Annotated in this window: 20 protein-coding genes; 6 read left to right on the forward strand and 14 right to left on the reverse strand. The window is 48.0% G+C overall.

Features of this window, described 5'->3' with window-relative positions; all coding sequences use genetic code 11:
* Positions 1-83: 83 nt before the first annotated feature.
* On the reverse strand, positions 84-1,292 hold the full coding sequence (locus tag V7S65_RS19405) for a molybdopterin molybdotransferase MoeA (RefSeq protein WP_336387865.1): 1,209 nt from the start codon (positions 1,290-1,292) through the stop codon (positions 84-86).
* A 47-nt stretch (positions 1,293-1,339) separates the two neighbouring features.
* Here V7S65_RS19405 and moaC point away from each other — a divergent pair, with 47 nt between their 5' ends.
* Both moaC and V7S65_RS19415 read left to right on the forward strand, forming a co-directional pair.
* On the forward strand, positions 1,340-1,825 hold the full coding sequence (gene moaC, locus V7S65_RS19410; RefSeq protein WP_079469715.1) for a cyclic pyranopterin monophosphate synthase MoaC: 486 nt from the start codon (positions 1,340-1,342) through the stop codon (positions 1,823-1,825).
* Positions 1,809-2,408 carry an NTP transferase domain-containing protein gene (locus V7S65_RS19415; RefSeq protein ID WP_336387864.1) on the forward strand — a complete coding sequence of 200 codons (600 nt, stop codon included), beginning with the start codon at positions 1,809-1,811 and terminating at the stop codon, positions 2,406-2,408. Before moaC ends, V7S65_RS19415 begins: the two co-directional genes overlap by 17 nt.
* 31 nt (positions 2,409-2,439) lie before the next feature.
* On the opposite strand, the gene V7S65_RS19420 is transcribed toward V7S65_RS19415, so the two are convergent.
* Positions 2,440-2,841, reverse strand: a complete 402-nt coding sequence (locus V7S65_RS19420) for a molybdenum cofactor biosynthesis protein MoaE (protein ID WP_336387863.1) — start codon at positions 2,839-2,841, stop codon at positions 2,440-2,442.
* Positions 2,842-2,870: 29 nt separating this feature from the next.
* Entirely contained in the window at positions 2,871-3,104 is a 234-nt protein-coding gene (gene moaD / locus V7S65_RS19425) for a molybdopterin converting factor subunit 1 (protein ID WP_079469718.1), read from the reverse strand.
* A gap of 77 nt (positions 3,105-3,181) precedes the next feature.
* On the opposite strand from moaD, the gene V7S65_RS19430 reads away from it, so the two are divergent.
* Positions 3,182-3,553 (forward strand): DUF7009 family protein, encoded by a 372-nt coding sequence (locus V7S65_RS19430; protein WP_336387862.1) that lies wholly within the window; start codon positions 3,182-3,184, stop codon positions 3,551-3,553.
* 4 nt (positions 3,554-3,557) lie between these two features.
* Positions 3,558-4,535 carry a GTP 3',8-cyclase MoaA gene (gene moaA, locus V7S65_RS19435; RefSeq protein ID WP_336387861.1) on the forward strand — a complete coding sequence of 326 codons (978 nt, stop codon included), beginning with the start codon at positions 3,558-3,560 and terminating at the stop codon, positions 4,533-4,535.
* A gap of 4 nt (positions 4,536-4,539) precedes the next feature.
* On the opposite strand, the gene V7S65_RS19440 is transcribed toward moaA, so the two are convergent.
* The 6 genes from V7S65_RS19440 to V7S65_RS19465 form a co-directional block, all read right to left on the reverse strand.
* A complete protein-coding gene (locus V7S65_RS19440; protein WP_336387860.1) occupies positions 4,540-5,289 on the reverse strand; it encodes a sulfite exporter TauE/SafE family protein in 750 nt (249 codons plus the stop codon).
* Between the two features lie 2 nt (positions 5,290-5,291).
* Positions 5,292-6,377: a HesA/MoeB/ThiF family protein gene (locus V7S65_RS19445; RefSeq protein ID WP_336387859.1), complete on the reverse strand. Its 1,086-nt coding sequence runs from the start codon at positions 6,375-6,377 to the stop codon at positions 5,292-5,294.
* Between the two features lie 117 nt (positions 6,378-6,494).
* On the reverse strand, positions 6,495-7,037 hold the full coding sequence (locus tag V7S65_RS19450) for a GNAT family N-acetyltransferase (RefSeq protein WP_143313563.1): 543 nt from the start codon (positions 7,035-7,037) through the stop codon (positions 6,495-6,497).
* A 132-nt stretch (positions 7,038-7,169) separates the two neighbouring features.
* Positions 7,170-8,438, reverse strand: coding sequence for a serine--tRNA ligase (gene serS, locus V7S65_RS19455; protein ID WP_079469724.1), 1,269 nt, complete (start codon positions 8,436-8,438; stop codon positions 7,170-7,172).
* Between the two features lie 38 nt (positions 8,439-8,476).
* Positions 8,477-10,144, reverse strand: a complete 1,668-nt coding sequence (locus tag V7S65_RS19460) for an NAD+ synthase (RefSeq protein WP_336387858.1) — start codon at positions 10,142-10,144, stop codon at positions 8,477-8,479.
* Between the two features lie 34 nt (positions 10,145-10,178).
* Positions 10,179-10,865 carry a porin family protein gene (locus V7S65_RS19465; protein WP_111576976.1) on the reverse strand — a complete coding sequence of 229 codons (687 nt, stop codon included), beginning with the start codon at positions 10,863-10,865 and terminating at the stop codon, positions 10,179-10,181.
* Between the two features lie 73 nt (positions 10,866-10,938).
* Here V7S65_RS19465 and gldB point away from each other — a divergent pair, with 73 nt between their 5' ends.
* Complete coding sequence (gene gldB / locus V7S65_RS19470; RefSeq protein ID WP_079469726.1) at positions 10,939-11,973, forward strand: gliding motility lipoprotein GldB; 1,035 nt, start codon at positions 10,939-10,941, stop codon at positions 11,971-11,973.
* Positions 11,974-12,004: 31 nt separating this feature from the next.
* On the opposite strand, the gene apaG is transcribed toward gldB, so the two are convergent.
* The 5 genes from apaG to V7S65_RS19495 all read right to left on the reverse strand — a co-directional run bounded on the left by apaG (position 12,005) and on the right by V7S65_RS19495 (position 14,672).
* Positions 12,005-12,391, reverse strand: a complete 387-nt coding sequence (gene apaG, locus V7S65_RS19475; protein WP_079469727.1) for a Co2+/Mg2+ efflux protein ApaG — start codon at positions 12,389-12,391, stop codon at positions 12,005-12,007.
* A 72-nt stretch (positions 12,392-12,463) separates the two neighbouring features.
* Positions 12,464-12,727: a DUF4157 domain-containing protein gene (locus V7S65_RS19480; protein WP_200817233.1), complete on the reverse strand. Its 264-nt coding sequence runs from the start codon at positions 12,725-12,727 to the stop codon at positions 12,464-12,466.
* 50 nt (positions 12,728-12,777) lie between these two features.
* Positions 12,778-13,722 (reverse strand): DUF5777 family beta-barrel protein, encoded by a 945-nt coding sequence (locus tag V7S65_RS19485; RefSeq protein WP_336387857.1) that lies wholly within the window; start codon positions 13,720-13,722, stop codon positions 12,778-12,780.
* Positions 13,723-13,734: 12 nt separating this feature from the next.
* Positions 13,735-14,283 (reverse strand): YceI family protein, encoded by a 549-nt coding sequence (locus V7S65_RS19490; RefSeq protein ID WP_079469730.1) that lies wholly within the window; start codon positions 14,281-14,283, stop codon positions 13,735-13,737.
* 17 nt (positions 14,284-14,300) lie between these two features.
* Positions 14,301-14,672 carry a hypothetical protein gene (locus V7S65_RS19495; RefSeq protein ID WP_336387856.1) on the reverse strand — a complete coding sequence of 124 codons (372 nt, stop codon included), beginning with the start codon at positions 14,670-14,672 and terminating at the stop codon, positions 14,301-14,303.
* A gap of 129 nt (positions 14,673-14,801) precedes the next feature.
* Here V7S65_RS19495 and V7S65_RS19500 point away from each other — a divergent pair, with 129 nt between their 5' ends.
* Positions 14,802-16,082 carry a UDP-N-acetylmuramoyl-tripeptide--D-alanyl-D-alanine ligase gene (locus V7S65_RS19500; RefSeq protein WP_111576981.1) on the forward strand — a complete coding sequence of 427 codons (1,281 nt, stop codon included), beginning with the start codon at positions 14,802-14,804 and terminating at the stop codon, positions 16,080-16,082.
* The last annotated feature ends 26 nt before the right edge of the window (positions 16,083-16,108 follow it).

Here is a 16,108-nt window from a genome sequence, read left to right on the forward strand (position 1 = left end):
TTGATTTATAGTGAGACTATCAAATGCAGAACGGGTTTAACCAATCAGCGGCGTATCACAGAAATAATCACCGGGAACGGTTGTTAACGGAACTTCCACACCTGGTAACTGCTTCCTTTTTCAAAAACACTTTCTTCCAGTGGCAGGGTGAGAAATGCATCTGCTTTAAGCAAACTGGCCAGATCGCCCGACCCCTGGTAAGGCTGCGGTATGGCCACCAGTATGCCGTTGGGTTGTGATTGTAATTTTACAGGCAAATAATATTCCAATGCGGCGTCAAAAATAACTTTCTCCGATAACTGCGCATAGCAGGGCTCCGGCAATGCCGCGCCCATAGCGGATTGTATCCACGCGTGTATGTACCTGTAAAAACACATAAAGCCCGATACGGGGTTACCGGGTAAGGCAAACACAACGGGACCATCTTTGAAAGTGCCGAACAGGAAAGGCTTTCCGGGTCGCTGCTGCACTTTATGGAATACCTGTTGCATTCCCAGCTGTTGCAGTACGGCAGGTAGGTAATCGAACATACCCGCACTTACCGCGCCGGAGCTGATCCATATATCGGTTTCGGCCAGCAATGGCAGGAGCTGATCTTTCATAGCTGCTTCATCGTCCGGCAGGTGCACATAACTGGCAGGAATACCCATTTCCGACAGCGATGCCAGCAGGCTGTATACATTGGAAATGCGCACCTGGTGGGGTTCCGGTGTTTCATGTACCGCTACCAGTTCATCTCCCGTAGCAATTACCACCACACGGGGCAATTTGCTTACTTCCACCGTGGTCTGGCCCACGGTGGCCAGCACACCGGCTTCGGCCGCACCTATGCGGGTGCCGGGCTTTATCAGTACGGACCCGCTATCCACATCTGAGCCTTTTCTATGAATATTTTGCCCCTTCTTTACAGCGCCATGAACAGTAAAGCGGCGGAATCCTTCATGTTCGGACGGCGTGAGGTGTTCATATTGAATAACTGTATCCGTCATTTCCGGCAAAATGGCGCCGGTCATTACTTCAATACAGTTGGCAGTATTGGAAAGCTGCAGCTGCGGTGTGCCCGCAGCCTGTACGTCTTCCACGCCAAAAATATGCTGGCCCCGGGCGAAGCTGTCGTAATTAACAGCGATACCATCCATTGTTACGCGGTCAAATGGCGGAAAGGGCCTGTCGGCCAGTACAGGCTCCCGCAAAATACGGCCGGCAGCGGATTCAAACGGTACCGTTTCAGTACCCAGATCCCGCACAGTTTGCATCACAGCCTTAAATGCAGCAGCAACAGTCAACATCATTTTGAATTACTTTTGTGTAAAGTGAACTTGTTTAAATTTATGCTTTTATGTCCAATGAATCAAGTAATGCTTTTTCACATCTGAACGAAAGTGGCCAGCCCGCAATGGTGGATATCAGCGGCAAACTGGATACTTATCGTATAGCCGTTGCCGAGAGCCGTGTTTACCTCCCGCAGGTGATACGCGACCAGTTTCACGGACAGGATATCCAAACCCGCAAAGGTGGCGTATTTCAAACCGCTATCATCGCCGGTATTATGGCCGCGAAAAAAACGCCGGAACTCATCCCGCTTTGTCATACCTTACTGCTGGACGGTTGCGATGTACAAATCCACCTGGAAGGAGTGGAAGCCATCATCCGCTGCACAGTGAAAACCAACGGTAAAACAGGCGTGGAAATGGAAGCCCTCACCGGCGCCAGCGTAGCGGCACTTACCATTTATGATATGTGTAAAGCACTCACCCAGGATATGATTATCCGGGAAACAAAACTCATCAGCAAAACAGGTGGCAAACATGACTATAACCGGTAATAACGCGCCACTAAAAGGACTGGTGCTCTGCGGCGGATTCAGCACCCGCATGCAGGAAGATAAAAGCAGCATTAACTATCATGGTATACCTCAATGGCAATACCTCGTTACCTTACTGCAATCGCTGCTGCCGGAAGTATATATTTCCTGCCGCGAAGATCAGCAGGAACATTTTGCCGGCTATCCTAACCTGGTACCCGATTCGGTGCCTTTTGGCGGGCCATCTGCCGGGCTGCTGAGCGCCCACGCGCTGCAACCGGAAACCGCCTGGCTGGTACTCGCCTGTGACCTGCCCCTGCTCAGCAAACAAAGCCTGGAGCTGCTGATCACTCAACGCGACGCCACCAAAACGGCCACTACTTTCGTAAGCCCGGTGAACAATTTACCGGAACCGCTCATCGCCATCTGGGAACCAGCCGGCTTACAGGCACTGCTGGAAAATGTGACCGCAGGGAAGAACTGTCCACGGAAAACCATGCTGAACAACGACATTGCCCTTTTCAAAAATCCATATGCAGCGGAACAATTTAATGCCAACACGCCCGAAGAAAAGGCGGAAGCATTGAAAGACCTGGAGAAATAAACACCGGGGTTAAAATTCAATCATTGCAGGATTACACAATTTCACCATCTGCAAAAAATTCCTTTTTCCAGATAGGCACTGTTTCTTTGAGGGTATCTATCGCAAATTCACAGGCATCAAAGGCCACACCCCTGTGAGCGGAAGCCACCGCTATCACCACCGCAAGATCGCCGGGATACTTATCCCCAACAGCATGCAACATGGCCAGGCGCTGTACATCCCATTTTTCCGCTACCTGCGCTGCTATTTTCTGCATTTCAGAAATAGCCATCGCCTCATAACATTCGTAAAATAATTTTAATACCGGCCGCTGTTTGGTATGATTACGCACGGTACCGGCAAAAATCACCTCCCCGCCGCATTCCGGCGCCTGGATGAAGGCCAGCGCTTCTTCCACGGTAATGGTATCTTTAATATCTATTAATATTTCCATCTCTTAAATACTAAAACTAAAAACTATACTCAACCTCCACTCACCGGCGGGATCACCGCGATTTCATCCTGACTGCTTATCTCCTGTGTATCAGCCGCATAGGTCCGGTTTACCGCTATCATCACAGACCGGAGCTGCTGCAACGACGGATATACCTCGTACAGCCAGGCTTTCAGGGTGGCTACATCTGTAATATGTTCCGGCTTGTCCAGTACCGGCACACCAGCAATATCTTTCGCTGCTCCGAACAATAATATGCCCATACGTTGTAAATTGTTGGTTAAAACTACAATATAGCCCCGATAAAGTAGTAATTTTAATACGGCAGAAAATCAATTTTATGAAAATACGGTTAAGAGGCAACAGTATAAGATATCGCTTGGACAAAGCAGATGTGGAACTCCTGGAAACTACCGGGAAAGTGGAATCAATTACGCATATAGGCGCCGGTACCCTCCATTTCTGCCTCCGGGGAAAAGATATTTCTGATCCTATCATAAAGATGGAACACGATGGTGTACACCTGCTGCTCCCGCTTCCCCGTCTTGCCTCCTGGTACGCACCCGACCAGGTAGGTTTTGAACTGATCCTGCCCAACGCCGATGGTTCAGAAGTGACTATCCTGGTGGAAAAGGATTTTAAATGTCTTACAGACAGAAATGAGGACGAAAGCCAGGCATTCGATAATCCGATGGCGGGAAAAAACTGCTGATAAAATGCTCACAGATGCACATCATCGTATCATAGACTACGTACGCTTGTCGGTAACAGACCGGTGCAATCTCCGTTGTACCTACTGCATGCCGGAAAATATGCATTTTGTGCAACGCAAAGCATTACTCACTGACGACGAAATTTTACGGCTGCTGCAAACACTCGCAGCCGCGGGCATTTCCAAAATAAGGATCACCGGTGGCGAACCCTTTCTCCGGCCCGGCCTGATGACCCTCCTGGAAAAAATAAAAGCCATTCCCGGTATCCGTGAAATAGCCATTACTACCAACGGCGTACTAACACAGGCATATATCCCTGCACTGCAGCAACTGGGCATCACGCATATTAACCTGAGCCTGGATACCCTGCAGGCCGACCGCTTCCTGCAAATCACCCGGCGCAACCGGTTCACCGCAGTAATGGACACCCTGCAAAGCCTGCTGCAACACAACATGCAGGTGAAGATCAACGCAGTTGTAATGGAAAATGTGAATACCGACGAACTCAATGCGTTCACCGCACTCACACGCGATAATGCACTGTCCGTAAGGTTTATAGAAGAAATGCCTTTTAACGGGCAGGGACATACGTTTTCAGGTATCGTATGGAACTATCATAAAATCCTGTCCACTATCGGGGAAAATTATACCCTGCAAAAAATAGTGGATGCGCCGCATTCCACCTCTCTCAACTATCACATCCCCGGCCACAAAGGCAATATAGGTGTGATTCCCGCTTATAGCCGTACTTTTTGCGGTACCTGTAACCGTCTTCGTATATCCGCTACCGGTAGTATGAAAACATGTTTGTATGGAAACGATGTTTTAAATGTAAAAGAGATGATGAGAGATGAGTTACAGCAACATCTGCTGCTACCAGCCATACAATCAGCCATCCACGCGCGTTTTGCCAACGGCTTCGAAGCAGAACAGCATCATACCGAAAAAAATATGGAAAGTATGTCGGTGATAGGAGGTTAACAATTCACTTCAGCAGCATCTGCACACCCGCATACAGGATCAGCAAAGCCGTAGCGCCCGCCACCCATCTGGGATTCAGCACCCTCGCACTCAGCCGCGCACCAATTTGCCCGCCGGCAATAACCGCCAGCAGCAAAGGTCCTGCAAACTTTACATCAAACACAATGGCATGCTTGGCCGCCTGACCGCATAAACCCGCAATAGAATTCACGAGGATAAAAAAACTGCTCAACCCGGCAATGTTCTTGGCCGTATCATATTTGCCCAAACGCAGCACCGGCGAAAGATAGATGCCCCCGCCAATTCCCGTCATACCGGAAAGCAACCCAATACCGCCGCCAATAACCCCGTATACTATACCATTCCCTTTATTGGCAGGGATAATAGGCTCTTCTTTCTCAAAAAATAAACGGTAGCACATCAGCACCGCCGCCAGTGTAAGCGCCAATCCCAGCAACAGGAAAAAAGTAGTCTGCTTCATAGGCAAATAACTGCCCACAAAAGCCAGCGGCACACTTACCAGCGACAACTGCCACGCCTTTTTCAAAGGCAGGTGGCCACTCTTGTAAAAATGATAAACGCCGCCGGTTACCACCGCCACATTACACAACAAAGCAGTGGATTTCATCAGCTGAAAATCTACTGCCCAAAAGGGCAACGATAAAATAGCCAGGTAGCTGGAACCGCCGCCAAAGCCCGCAGCAGAGTAGGCCAGTGCCACAATAAAAAAGAGGATACAAAGTTCAGGGATCACAGTTAGTAAGTTTGCATCTGGTGATCAATAGCACTGGCCCAGGCATGGATGCCGCCTTCCACATTATACACCCGGTTAAAGCCCAGTTCCGTTAAACGCTGCGCCACGGCGCGGCTTCGCATTCCATGATGACAAAGCACCGCTACCGGTACATCATCCGGAATAGCGGATACCTGCTGTAATACACGTCCCATCGGGATATGCACGGATTGCGGAATATGGCAGATCTCCCATTCATCATCTTCCCGCACATCCAGCAGCATAAAAGGAGTATCGCGTTGCATCCAGTCGTTCAATTGCTGTACGGATAAAGATTGCACGCCTTCCAGTTCGCAAACTGTTTGCTGGTAGTTTGTTTGCAAAGAAGTGATTTGCCGGTTAGCCGCTACCGGGGTGATATTAAATGTAAGATGGGTATTGTTCAGCGTATCGATGGTCATCAGTTGGTTGCGCAGGGGTGTGCCGATACCGGTAATTACTTTCACCGTTTCATTGGCCATATAACAACCGATGATACCGGGTAAAACACCCAGCACGCCAATGTCGTTGCAGTTCAGCATTTCACCGCTTTCCGGCGCCTCCGGGAAAATACAACGATAGGTAGCGCCCTCCTGGTAGTTAAATACGCTCAGTTGTCCTTCGTATTTATAGATAGCACCGTATATCAGTGGTTTGCCGGTAATTACACAGGCATCATTTACCAGGTAGCGGGTACCGAAATTATCCGAACCATCCACAATTACATCGTATTCAGAAAAAAGCGCCAATACATTATCTGTGGTGAGCCAGGTATCGTGTATGATGTGGGTTACCTCCGGGTTCAGCTGCTGCAGCCGTTTTACGGCCTGCTCTACTTTAGACTTCCCCTGGTCGGCGGTGGTATACAGTACCTGCCGTTGCAGGTTGGTGATGGAAACCACATCATGTTCCACGATGCCTATTTTCCCGATCCCCATCGCAGTGAGGTATTGCAACACCGGTACGCCGAGTCCGCCGGCGCCAATCACCAGCACTTTTGCCTGTTGCAGTAATGCCTGTTTTGCGGAGCCAAATCCTTCCAGTCGTGTTTGCCTGTCATATCTGTCCATACTGCTTCATTTAGACCTTAAAATTAATTGTATTCGGGAGAAATTTTACGGGTGTTTTTCCGGGAGAAGGGGAATCCGGCCGGGAGCCGCGGTGCAGGTGATCAGGCCATGTGCCCGTCAGCGTTTCAGATCCAGGTACATGGTTACCAGGTCTACATAGTTGCCGTTTTTCTGCATAATACCATTGGGCAGGCGGCCACATTCCATGAAGCCGAAATTGCGGTATAGCTGCATAGCCTTTTCGTTCGTGGAAAAAACATGCAGGTAGATCAGGCGTAATGCGGCGCGCGATTCTGTCCAGCGCAACATGGCGGTGAGCAGGCGCCGGCCGATACCCATATTATTCCATTGCTTTTCCACGGCAATACCTATTTCCGCGGTATGCGCCTTTTTGTGTAAACCGGTATGGTTTACGTTGATAGAGCCAATGATCTGGTCCCTTACAATAGCTACCAGCAGGAGCTGATTGGGATTGTCGGTATACGACTGGATATAATCCTCTTCAGACGCAATATCCAGCTCCATTGATTCGCTGCGGGTAAAGAGCAGGTAATCCGTTTCCCGGGTCAGGCGCTGGAAACTGGCCAGCAAGCCTGCTGCATCATTGTGTTCGGGAGGGCGAATGATGAGTTCGTCGCCGGTGGGCAGGAAATGTTTCATAATAGAATACCGGGTGGAAATTACGAATTCCAAACGACGAATGACGGATTTCAGGCAGCTGTCAGCGGATATCATTCCGTTTACAATCTCCCTGCGAATCCGTCATCCGTTAAAGATTATCCGTAATAGTGCTTATATCTTGTGGCTGCCGAAATAGCTCTGCAACACGGTCGGTATCTGTATACCTTCCACGGTCTGGTTGTTTTCCAGGAGGCAGGCCAGGATACGCGGCAATGCCAGGGAGCTTCCGTTCAGGGAGTGCAGCAGCTGCGGCTTACCATTGTTTTCCTTGAACCGTATTTTCATACGGTTGGTTTGGTAAGCTTCAAAGTTGCTCACAGAGCTTACTTCCAGCCATTTCTGCTGGGCAGCGCTGTATACTTCAAAATCGTAAGTGATGGCAGAAGTAAAGCCCATATCGCCGGCGCATAAACGAAGAATGCGGTAAGGCAGCTCCAGCTGGTTCAGCAACGCTTCTACGTGTGCTACCATTTCATCCAGCGCTTCGTAAGATTTATCAGGATGTACCAGCTGCACAATTTCTACTTTATCAAACTGGTGAACACGGTTCAAACCACGTACATCTTTACCGTAAGAACCGGCTTCTCGGCGGAAACAAGGCGTATACGCGGTCATTTTCACCGGCAGGTCTGTATCTTTTATGATCTCATCACGGTAAATATTGGTCACCGGTACTTCTGCAGTAGGAATGAGATAGTAGTTATCCGCGGTAGCATGATACATCTGGCCTTCTTTATCCGGCAGCTGGCCGGTGCCATAGGCAGATGCTTCATTTACCAGGTAAGGCGGCGCATATTCCGTGTAGCCGTTGGAGGTATTGTAATCCAGGAAGTACTGGATCAGGGCGCGTTGTAAACGGGCGCCCCTGTTTTTGAAAACAGGGAAACCGCTGCCGGTAATTTTGTTACCCAGCTCAAAGTCAATCAGGTCGTACTGTTTGGCGAGGTCCCAATGCGGAACGGCGCCTGCATACAGGTCAGGAATTTTACCCCCCTTGCGGATTTCCACGTTTTCTTCCGGTGTTTTACCAGCAGGAACCATGGCAGCGGGCAGGTTCGGGAGTTTTACCAGGGCATCCTGCAATGCCTTTTCGGTGGCATTCAGCTCTTCATTCACGGGGCCGAGGCGGTCTTTCAAAGCCGCTACAGCAGCACGTTGCGCTTCGCCTTCTTCCTTTTTCCCCTGGGCCATCAGTTTACCGATTTCTTTGGATAAACTATTTACCTGGGCCTGTGTTTCATCGTATTCGAGGGTTAACTTCTTACGCTTGTCGTCCAGTGCCAGCACTTCTTCCACTACTTCCAGCTCCTTGAAATTCTTAAATGCCAGGCGCTCCAATACCAACTCTTTATTTTGACGTATAAACGGTACTTGTAACATGTTGTATGATCAAATTTTAGCAAATATATTAAAATAGCTTAACTCAGGTACTTCCCTACAATCGGCACTCTGCGGCCTACACCAAAGGCTTTGGAGGATACCCGTATAATAGGGCAGAATTGATTTCTCTTGTATTCATTCGTATTTACCATCTTTAAGGCCCGCGAAACCAACGCGGCATCAAAGCCCTGAGCAACTATTTCGCGCGGTCCCTGACGGCGCTCTATATACTGATAAAGTATCCTGTCGAGGATGGCATAATCCGGTAAACTGTCGCTGTCCTTCTGATCCGGCCGCAGCTCTGCAGAAGGCGCCTTATCAATAATATTGGCCGGTATAATTTCTTTCTCCCGGTTAATATATCTTGCCAGTGAATACACCTGCATCTTATACACATCTCCCAAAACACTCAATCCGCCCGCCATATCTCCATATAAAGTACCATAGCCGGTAGACAGCTCACTTTTGTTAGACGTATTCAGCAGGATATAACCAAACTTGTTGGATAAGCCCATCAGCAGGTTACCCCGTATACGGGACTGCGTATTTTCCTCCGCCACATTAAAAGGCAATCCTTTGAAATAAGGCTCCAGTGTGGTTAAGAACGTTTCGTAAATGTCGTTAATGCGGATAATATCATACGGGTTATCCAGGTTTTTGGACAACGCCACAGCATCATCTACAGAGTGACTGGTAGAGTAGGGAGAAGGCATCAGGATGGCCCGTACATTTTCTTTGCCCAACGCATCGCAGGCAATAGCCAGTGTAACGGCGCTGTCGATACCGCCTGAAGATCCCAGAATGGCCTTTGTAAAGCCCATCTTGCCAAAATAATCCCGGATACCCAACACCAGGGCATCATAGATGCGATCAATGTTATGGTCAAACACCAGCTCGGTGAGTGGCGTAAAATCAGCAGGTTTCACCGGCGGCAAGTGGCTGCCAACCAGCTTTTCCAGCTCCATACCATCCATTGCTTCTTCAAAGTAAGGAAGCTCCTTGGCAATGTTACCCTGCGCATCATAAATGAGGGAACCGCCGTCAAACACAATCTCCGTTTGAGAACCCACAGCATTGCAGTAATACATCGGGATCTTATACTTCAATACATTGGCGAGAATAATTTCTTTCCGGTCCTCATCATGATCATAATCAAACGGAGAGGCAGAGAGGTTAATCATCACATCCGGCTCCTGTGCAATCAGCTGATCCATCGGGCAGATACGGTACAGGGGATTATCTCCCAGGTTCCAGATATCTTCACAGATGGTCACTGCCAGCTTCTTCCCTTTAAACGGAATGATATTCCATTCGTAAGACGGCTCAAAGTAACGGTACTCATCAAACACATCGTAGGTAGGCAGCAGGGTTTTATGTACCACCTGTTTTACTTCGCCTTCGTATAAAAACCAGGCGGCGTTAAACAGGTCTTTCCCTTCCCTTTGCGGGTTACGGGCAGGGCCACCTACCAGCACCGCGATATCTTTGGTATGCGTTTTTATAACATCTATCGCGTGATAGCATTGTGCAATAAAATCTTCAAATTCGAGGAAATCGCGCGGGGGATAACCGCATACGCATAATTCTGGAAACACCACCAGGTCAGCACCCTGGGCCTTTGCCGCATTAATCCCGTCGATGATCTTTGCTACATTCTTTTCAAAATTGCCAATATGATAATTCTGCTGTGCCAGTATAATATTCATGGTAAAAATATTCGATTCAAAAAAAGTGGGAAAACTAGAAGAATACACCCAGCCGGAGTGCAAAGCTATTCATATTTACCCTTCCGTCGTCCCATTTGCCGTTACGGGTTACATCCACAAAACCGTTCTGGTAGGTAATGCCGGCCATCCCGGTAAGATTGGCGCCCAGCGGGTATTCTATCCCTGCTCCCAATAACATCCCGATGTTGATACGGTTCATTTCCGGTAAGATATTCACCTTATCATAGGTTTGCCCCATAGACACTACATCTGCGCGGCCGGTTATCGGGAAATCGAGATAGGTGCCAAACTGCCCCCAGAAACCAATACCACCTTCATCCGGCGAGGTTTTCAGCTTCAGGGCCAACGGTATTTCTATATAGGTAAGCTTCATATTATATTCAGCAGGATTGGCTTTATAATCGCTCAAACCCTTACCAGCATCATATTTCAGCTTACTGCCGGCCAGTAATACCTGGAACCCCGACGAAAATGCGTAAGTGCCTTGTTCGTTCAGCTTAAAATCGGCCATCAGACCGAAGTTCAGCCCGGCTTTGGCGCTGTTCCTGTTTACCCCCGATTCCTGTGGCTTCAGGATGGAAACCATCGGGCTCACCGTAAACCCAAGCTTCACTTTATCCCTGAAAGAATTACCGCCATATTGAGCCATTCCAGTTTTCGCTACTCCTATTATCGCCAGTAAAAAGATGATCTTCTTCATAGATGATGCTAATTCTTAATTTTTTATAATACAAGGTAAATAATAATTTTACCTTAGATGAGTTTTAAGAGTGATGCAAAGTTACATTAATAAATATACCCTGCTGATAAGTTGCGTGGTAGCCCTGCTGGGCACCGCAGCCTGTAATTCCGGTAATAAAGCGCCGGATGTTAGTCATATAGCCATGAACGTTAGTTTGTCGCGTTTCGACTCTGCCCTGTTCACTATTGATACCAACAATATACAACCCGGACTGGCAAAGCTGCATGAAGCATACCCGGTATTCCTGCCCCTGTACATTACGGATATCCTTAACCTGGGCGCGTATTCCGACAGCAACGCAGCGGTACTGCAACAACTGCACCTGTTTTTAACCACGCCGGATTTCCGGCAGCTGGAAAAAGCTGTATCCGCCAAATACGGCAGTAATTCAACATTGCAATCAGAACTGGAACAAAGCTTCCGGTACGTCAAATACTATATCCCGTCTTTCCATCCGCCTAAAGTGGTCACTTTTATTTCCGGTATCGCCAACTATGGCGCTATCACCGTAGATTCCATCCTGGGGATTGGTTTGGATATGTATATGGGAGAAGACTTTCCACCCTATGCCCAAATCCCTGATTACCCGGATTATATGGTTCACCGTTTTGCTCCTCAATACATTACCACCAATTGTATGCAGGTAATCCAGCAACAGCTGTATCCCCCTGCACGTAAAAACGGTAACCTGCTGGAACAGATGATGGAAGCCGGCAAGCAACAGTATTTCCTGGATAAAGTATTGCCGGAAACACCGGATACTATCAAGCTGGGATATACGAAAAGCCAGCTGGACTGGTGCCGGGAAAACGAGCGGATGATCTGGCAGTTTTTTGTACAGAATAACCTGGTGTATTCCAGCGACTGGCAGCAGATCAATCATTTTATTGGCGATGGCCCATCTACACAGGGGATGCCCGAGGGTGCGCCTGGTAAAATTGCCAATTTTGTAGGATGGCAGATCATAAAAAAGTATATGAGTGAGCACAAGGAGATGACCTTGCAGCAATTAATGGAGTCAAAAGAAGTGACGGAGATCTTCAAAGCCTCGAAGTACAGGCCCTGACAAGAGAATTACAGGCTAAACGAAAACGGAATTAATTCAGCTTAAAAGGAACGACCATCTGGAACTCAGGAATTTTCACTTCCAGTATTTTCTTGTCCAGCTGGTTTTCCATTTGATAAGTACCGTACATCTTGCCGATCTCAGTCCGTAGATTGGATCCCGAGACGTACTGATAAGTTTCACCCGGCGCCAGCAGTGGTTGAACACCCACAACACCTTCTCCTTCTACTTCACGGTGTGTGCCATTGGAATCAATAATGTACCAGTGACGGCGAAGCAGTTTGATCGGGAAAATGTTGTTGTTCTCAATGGTAATACGGTAAGCAAACATGAATTCGCTTCCAATAGGATTTGAATAATCCGGCTGGTAGAATGTTTCCACGCTGATGGTGATGCCCTCTGTTACCTTCTTAACCATAAAATCAACCTTTAACGTAAAAATAAGAAAAATAAAACCAGTGACTGGAAAATTTCTGACTTTAACGATTCTTTAGACTATTTCAACATCATCCAGTATAGCGGGATCTTCCTCTGAGGCCCTGGCAGCCACCTCTAATGCGTTGTTATAGTAGCCTCTCCGCAGGTATTCAGACAAATATCTCCATAAAAAGCCAAAAAAGCCCAGATGCTGGTATTGTTTGATATGACAAGCTTCATGCCGCATCCAGGCTATATCCGCTAAAAAGCGCTCCCGGGACGCTCCATGCAAATGGATAGTGCGTCCCAGGACCATGGCTACAGACTGCACCCGCATGAAGCGGGCGGCTATTTTGGCTAACCATGAATTTTCACGTATGCGGCATTTTATTTTTTCCAATCTTTCTTCCCGAATAACGTAAATCTACGGGAAATATTGAAACCCCACCGGAATTGACCCTGTAACCAGGAAGTAGTGGTTTCAGGAATAAACTGACTTTCCTGTATGGCAGTGGAATTGGTAAAAGTAATGCTGAATACGTGCCCACCGGTTTCTATTTCCAGTCCAACGGCCAGCGGGTTGTAAAAAGAGATACCCCGGGCAGATTTGAAATAGTCCTTGCTTTCCTGGGAACGGAACGGATAATAGTATTCTGCCAGGAATCCCATTCTTTTGCTGAGCTTCAATCTGCCGGCGGCTCCCAGGGCAAACATATTATTCATGTCCATGTATGCCACATGGTTACGGTGTACATAAGTAGGCGACAGGGTAAGCGATAACTTATCGCCAAATTTCCTTGATACAATCGCCTGGGCTACATACATGAGCCGGTCGGCGCCATCCTCGAAATAAGCCGCCGACGTTTTATCCGTGGCAGAAGGCATCCCGCTGATCACCGCATTGCCAAATACCGCCAGCGATAATGGCACATGATTGTCGGTGGTTTGCTGTAAAAAGCGGTACTTCACCAGCCCTTCGTACAACTGCTGCAAATCCCCGCTGCCTTTAGTCCGGCTGATACCCACCATCAGGTTGTCGCTCACGCCGTATTCAAAAGCAATGCGGATATCCGTAGAATTATCCGTACCGAAAAATGTTTTGGTACCGCCAAACTCACCGCCGGCATCGCCAAAGCGGTGTGTAACGCGAAAGTCCAGTTCATGCTTGCGCAGCATTTCAGTCGACTGCCCCTGCACAATGCGGGTACTTTTATACGTATCCCTCACTTTGGTATGACCGGTGGCCGTAGAATCAAAAAGTTTGTCGAGGCCCTGTGCATGTGCAAATACAGAGAGCACGCAGCATAATAAGATGGTTGATATATACTTCATGGATTGATGTTATTATTTACTGTAAGGTGTATAAACTGCATTCACCGTAACGGCTACCACTTCGGCTACATTCTGTATTACCAGGGACGGTATTTTTATACCGTGATCGGCTACACGTACATTAAAGGTGGATGCAACGGTAAGCGTTGTGCCCTGGGTAGTAATAGTGCCTTTGGCAGTGTAGCTTTTTTCTATCCCGTGAATATTCAGTGTGCCCGTAACCGTTACCGGGTAAGTGCCGTCTTTACTGAATTCCGGTGATTCATTGATCTTTCCTTTGAACTCCGCAAACGGGTATTTATCACTTTCCAGGTAATTTTCGTTGAAGTGCTCCTGCATCAGCTTCTTCTTAAACTGGAAAGAACTGATAGGCACTTTAAAGAAAACTTCCTTCGTTTTTGTATTGAGTGCAGAAGCGCCCTTATCTGTTTTTGCTTCTATATCTTCCAGTGGAGAAGACGAAAAAAAGGATAAACGGGTGTTTTTACAGGAGTAAACATCCTGTGCAGATGCGGCAACAGCCGATATTACGGCAACTGCAAAAAGCAATAAGTATTTCATGTTTATCTTTTTTCAGGTTATTGATCCGGAAGTCCTTTTGCGATCCAGCAGGCGATAGAGTCCTTTAAGCCCTGGCTGAGTGCAGGAAAAGACATCGATTGTGGCATATCTGCCTGTGGGCCGGTAACACGGGCTTCAAAAACAGCGCGGTTGGTGTTGATATACGCTTTCAACCTGGCTTCAGTGGAAAAATCTGCCACTGCGGGGGAAAAACCGCCCGGATGGCAGCCACGGCTGGTACAGTTAGCCTGTATGGTAGCAAAAACGGTGGCTGTTGTGATATGGGCCGCATCGCAGTCTAAGCCGCCGCTTACCGGCGCAGGGGCCTGTTCATTTTTACAGGCGGCCAGCAGCACGCAGGCCAATAAAAAAAGCTTGTTCCTTGTCATTGGTTTTTCAAATTTGATTGCAGATAGAGAGTACGGGATGATGACAGAATTGGTTGCTTTCACAGGCAGATAAAATTCTGCTATATTACATGATTAACCACTTATTTTTGTACCAAATAAGATCCGACCGTGAATATTGAACAACTATACAGCATCTACGAGCAGCATCGCTCCGTACAAACAGATACCCGTAAACTGAAAGCCAACGATATTTTCTTTGCGCTGAAAGGAGGCAACTTCAACGGTAATGAATTTGCAGCCCGGGCGCTGGAATTGGGCGCCGCCTTTGCCGTGGTAGATGAAGCAGCTTATTTCACCATGCCGGACAAAATGATGCTGGTAGACGATGCCCTCACCGCTTTACAGCAATTGGCTTTACACCACCGCAAACAATTAAACATCCCGTTCCTGGCCATCACCGGTACTAACGGTAAAACCACTACGAAAGAACTGATCAACGCGGCATTGTCTGCCGGGTTAAAAACATATGCTACTGTTGGCAACCTCAACAACCACATCGGCGTACCCCTTACTATTTTAAGTATCCTCCCCGGTGTGGAAATTGCCGTGGTGGAAATGGGCGCAAACCACCAGAAAGAAATAGCCGGTTATTGTGAAATTGCATTGCCTACCCACGGTATCATTACCAACATCGGGAAAGCTCACCTGGAAGGCTTTGGCAGCGAAGAAGGCGTTAAAAAAGCCAAAGGGGAACTGTATGATTTTTTACGCGCCAACAACGGAACCGTTTTCGTATGCAATGATTATGATTACCTTCTTGAAATGGCACACGGCATCCCGGAAATTATTACCTATGGCAGCAGCGAGGCCGATTACGTAGGCGAAGCCATCGCCGACAGCGCATTCCTGGCCGTGGAAGTACGGGGCAGCAGCCAGGTAGGATTTATACAAACCCAACTGGTAGGCGCTTATAACTTCCCCAATGTAATGGCGGCTGTAGCAGTAGCCAGCCACTTTAACGTGCCGGAATCAGCTATTGCACCGGCCATTGCACATTATACACCTTCCAACAACCGCTCACAGGTAATAAAGCAGGGCAGCAATACCATTATCATGGATGCATATAATGCCAACCCTTCCAGCATGAGAGCCGCTATTGAAAATTTTGCCGGCATCCAGGCCGATAAAAAAATACTGCTGCTCGGCGCCATGATGGAACTGGGAACAGACAGCGTTAAAGAACACCAGGAACTCGTAAACTTACTGGAACGTTCACATTGGGAAGCAGTGGTATTAGTTGGCGGCGACTTCAAAAAAGTAACCCACCCGTATATCTTCCTGGAAAATTCCACGGAAGCCGGAAAATGGCTGCAGCAGCAACAATACCAGGATGCACATATACTTATTAAAGGCTCCAGGAGTACCGGTATGGAAAAAGTGCTGGCCTGATAAATAAAGCGATTCAGTGAGTTGAC

This window comes from Chitinophaga sp. CCNWYY40, from assembly GCF_037483205.1.
GTDB lineage: Bacteria > Bacteroidota > Bacteroidia > Chitinophagales > Chitinophagaceae > Chitinophaga > Chitinophaga ginsengisegetis.

Coding starts and splice junctions, on each gene's coding strand:
- V7S65_RS19490 (WP_079469730.1), bottom strand. CDS start 14,283: ATGAAATACTTATTGCTTTTTGCAGTTGCCGTAATATCGGCTGTTGCC.
- gldB (WP_079469726.1), top strand. CDS start 10,939: ATGCAAAGTTACATTAATAAATATACCCTGCTGATAAGTTGCGTGGTA.
- V7S65_RS19430 (WP_336387862.1), top strand. CDS start 3,182: ATGAAAATACGGTTAAGAGGCAACAGTATAAGATATCGCTTGGACAAA.
- moaC (WP_079469715.1), top strand. CDS start 1,340: ATGTCCAATGAATCAAGTAATGCTTTTTCACATCTGAACGAAAGTGGC.
- V7S65_RS19405 (WP_336387865.1), bottom strand. CDS start 1,292: ATGATGTTGACTGTTGCTGCTGCATTTAAGGCTGTGATGCAAACTGTG.
- V7S65_RS19460 (WP_336387858.1), bottom strand. CDS start 10,144: ATGAATATTATACTGGCACAGCAGAATTATCATATTGGCAATTTTGAA.
- V7S65_RS19420 (WP_336387863.1), bottom strand. CDS start 2,841: ATGGAAATATTAATAGATATTAAAGATACCATTACCGTGGAAGAAGCG.
- moaA (WP_336387861.1), top strand. CDS start 3,558: ATGCTCACAGATGCACATCATCGTATCATAGACTACGTACGCTTGTCG.
- V7S65_RS19415 (WP_336387864.1), top strand. CDS start 1,809: ATGACTATAACCGGTAATAACGCGCCACTAAAAGGACTGGTGCTCTGC.
- V7S65_RS19495 (WP_336387856.1), bottom strand. CDS start 14,672: ATGACAAGGAACAAGCTTTTTTTATTGGCCTGCGTGCTGCTGGCCGCC.
- V7S65_RS19450 (WP_143313563.1), bottom strand. CDS start 7,037: ATGAAACATTTCCTGCCCACCGGCGACGAACTCATCATTCGCCCTCCC.
- V7S65_RS19485 (WP_336387857.1), bottom strand. CDS start 13,722: ATGAAGTATATATCAACCATCTTATTATGCTGCGTGCTCTCTGTATTT.
- V7S65_RS19465 (WP_111576976.1), bottom strand. CDS start 10,865: ATGAAGAAGATCATCTTTTTACTGGCGATAATAGGAGTAGCGAAAACT.
- V7S65_RS19445 (WP_336387859.1), bottom strand. CDS start 6,377: ATGGACAGATATGACAGGCAAACACGACTGGAAGGATTTGGCTCCGCA.
- serS (WP_079469724.1), bottom strand. CDS start 8,438: ATGTTACAAGTACCGTTTATACGTCAAAATAAAGAGTTGGTATTGGAG.
- V7S65_RS19480 (WP_200817233.1), bottom strand. CDS start 12,727: ATGCGGGTGCAGTCTGTAGCCATGGTCCTGGGACGCACTATCCATTTG.
- moaD (WP_079469718.1), bottom strand. CDS start 3,104: ATGGGCATATTATTGTTCGGAGCAGCGAAAGATATTGCTGGTGTGCCG.
- apaG (WP_079469727.1), bottom strand. CDS start 12,391: ATGGTTAAGAAGGTAACAGAGGGCATCACCATCAGCGTGGAAACATTC.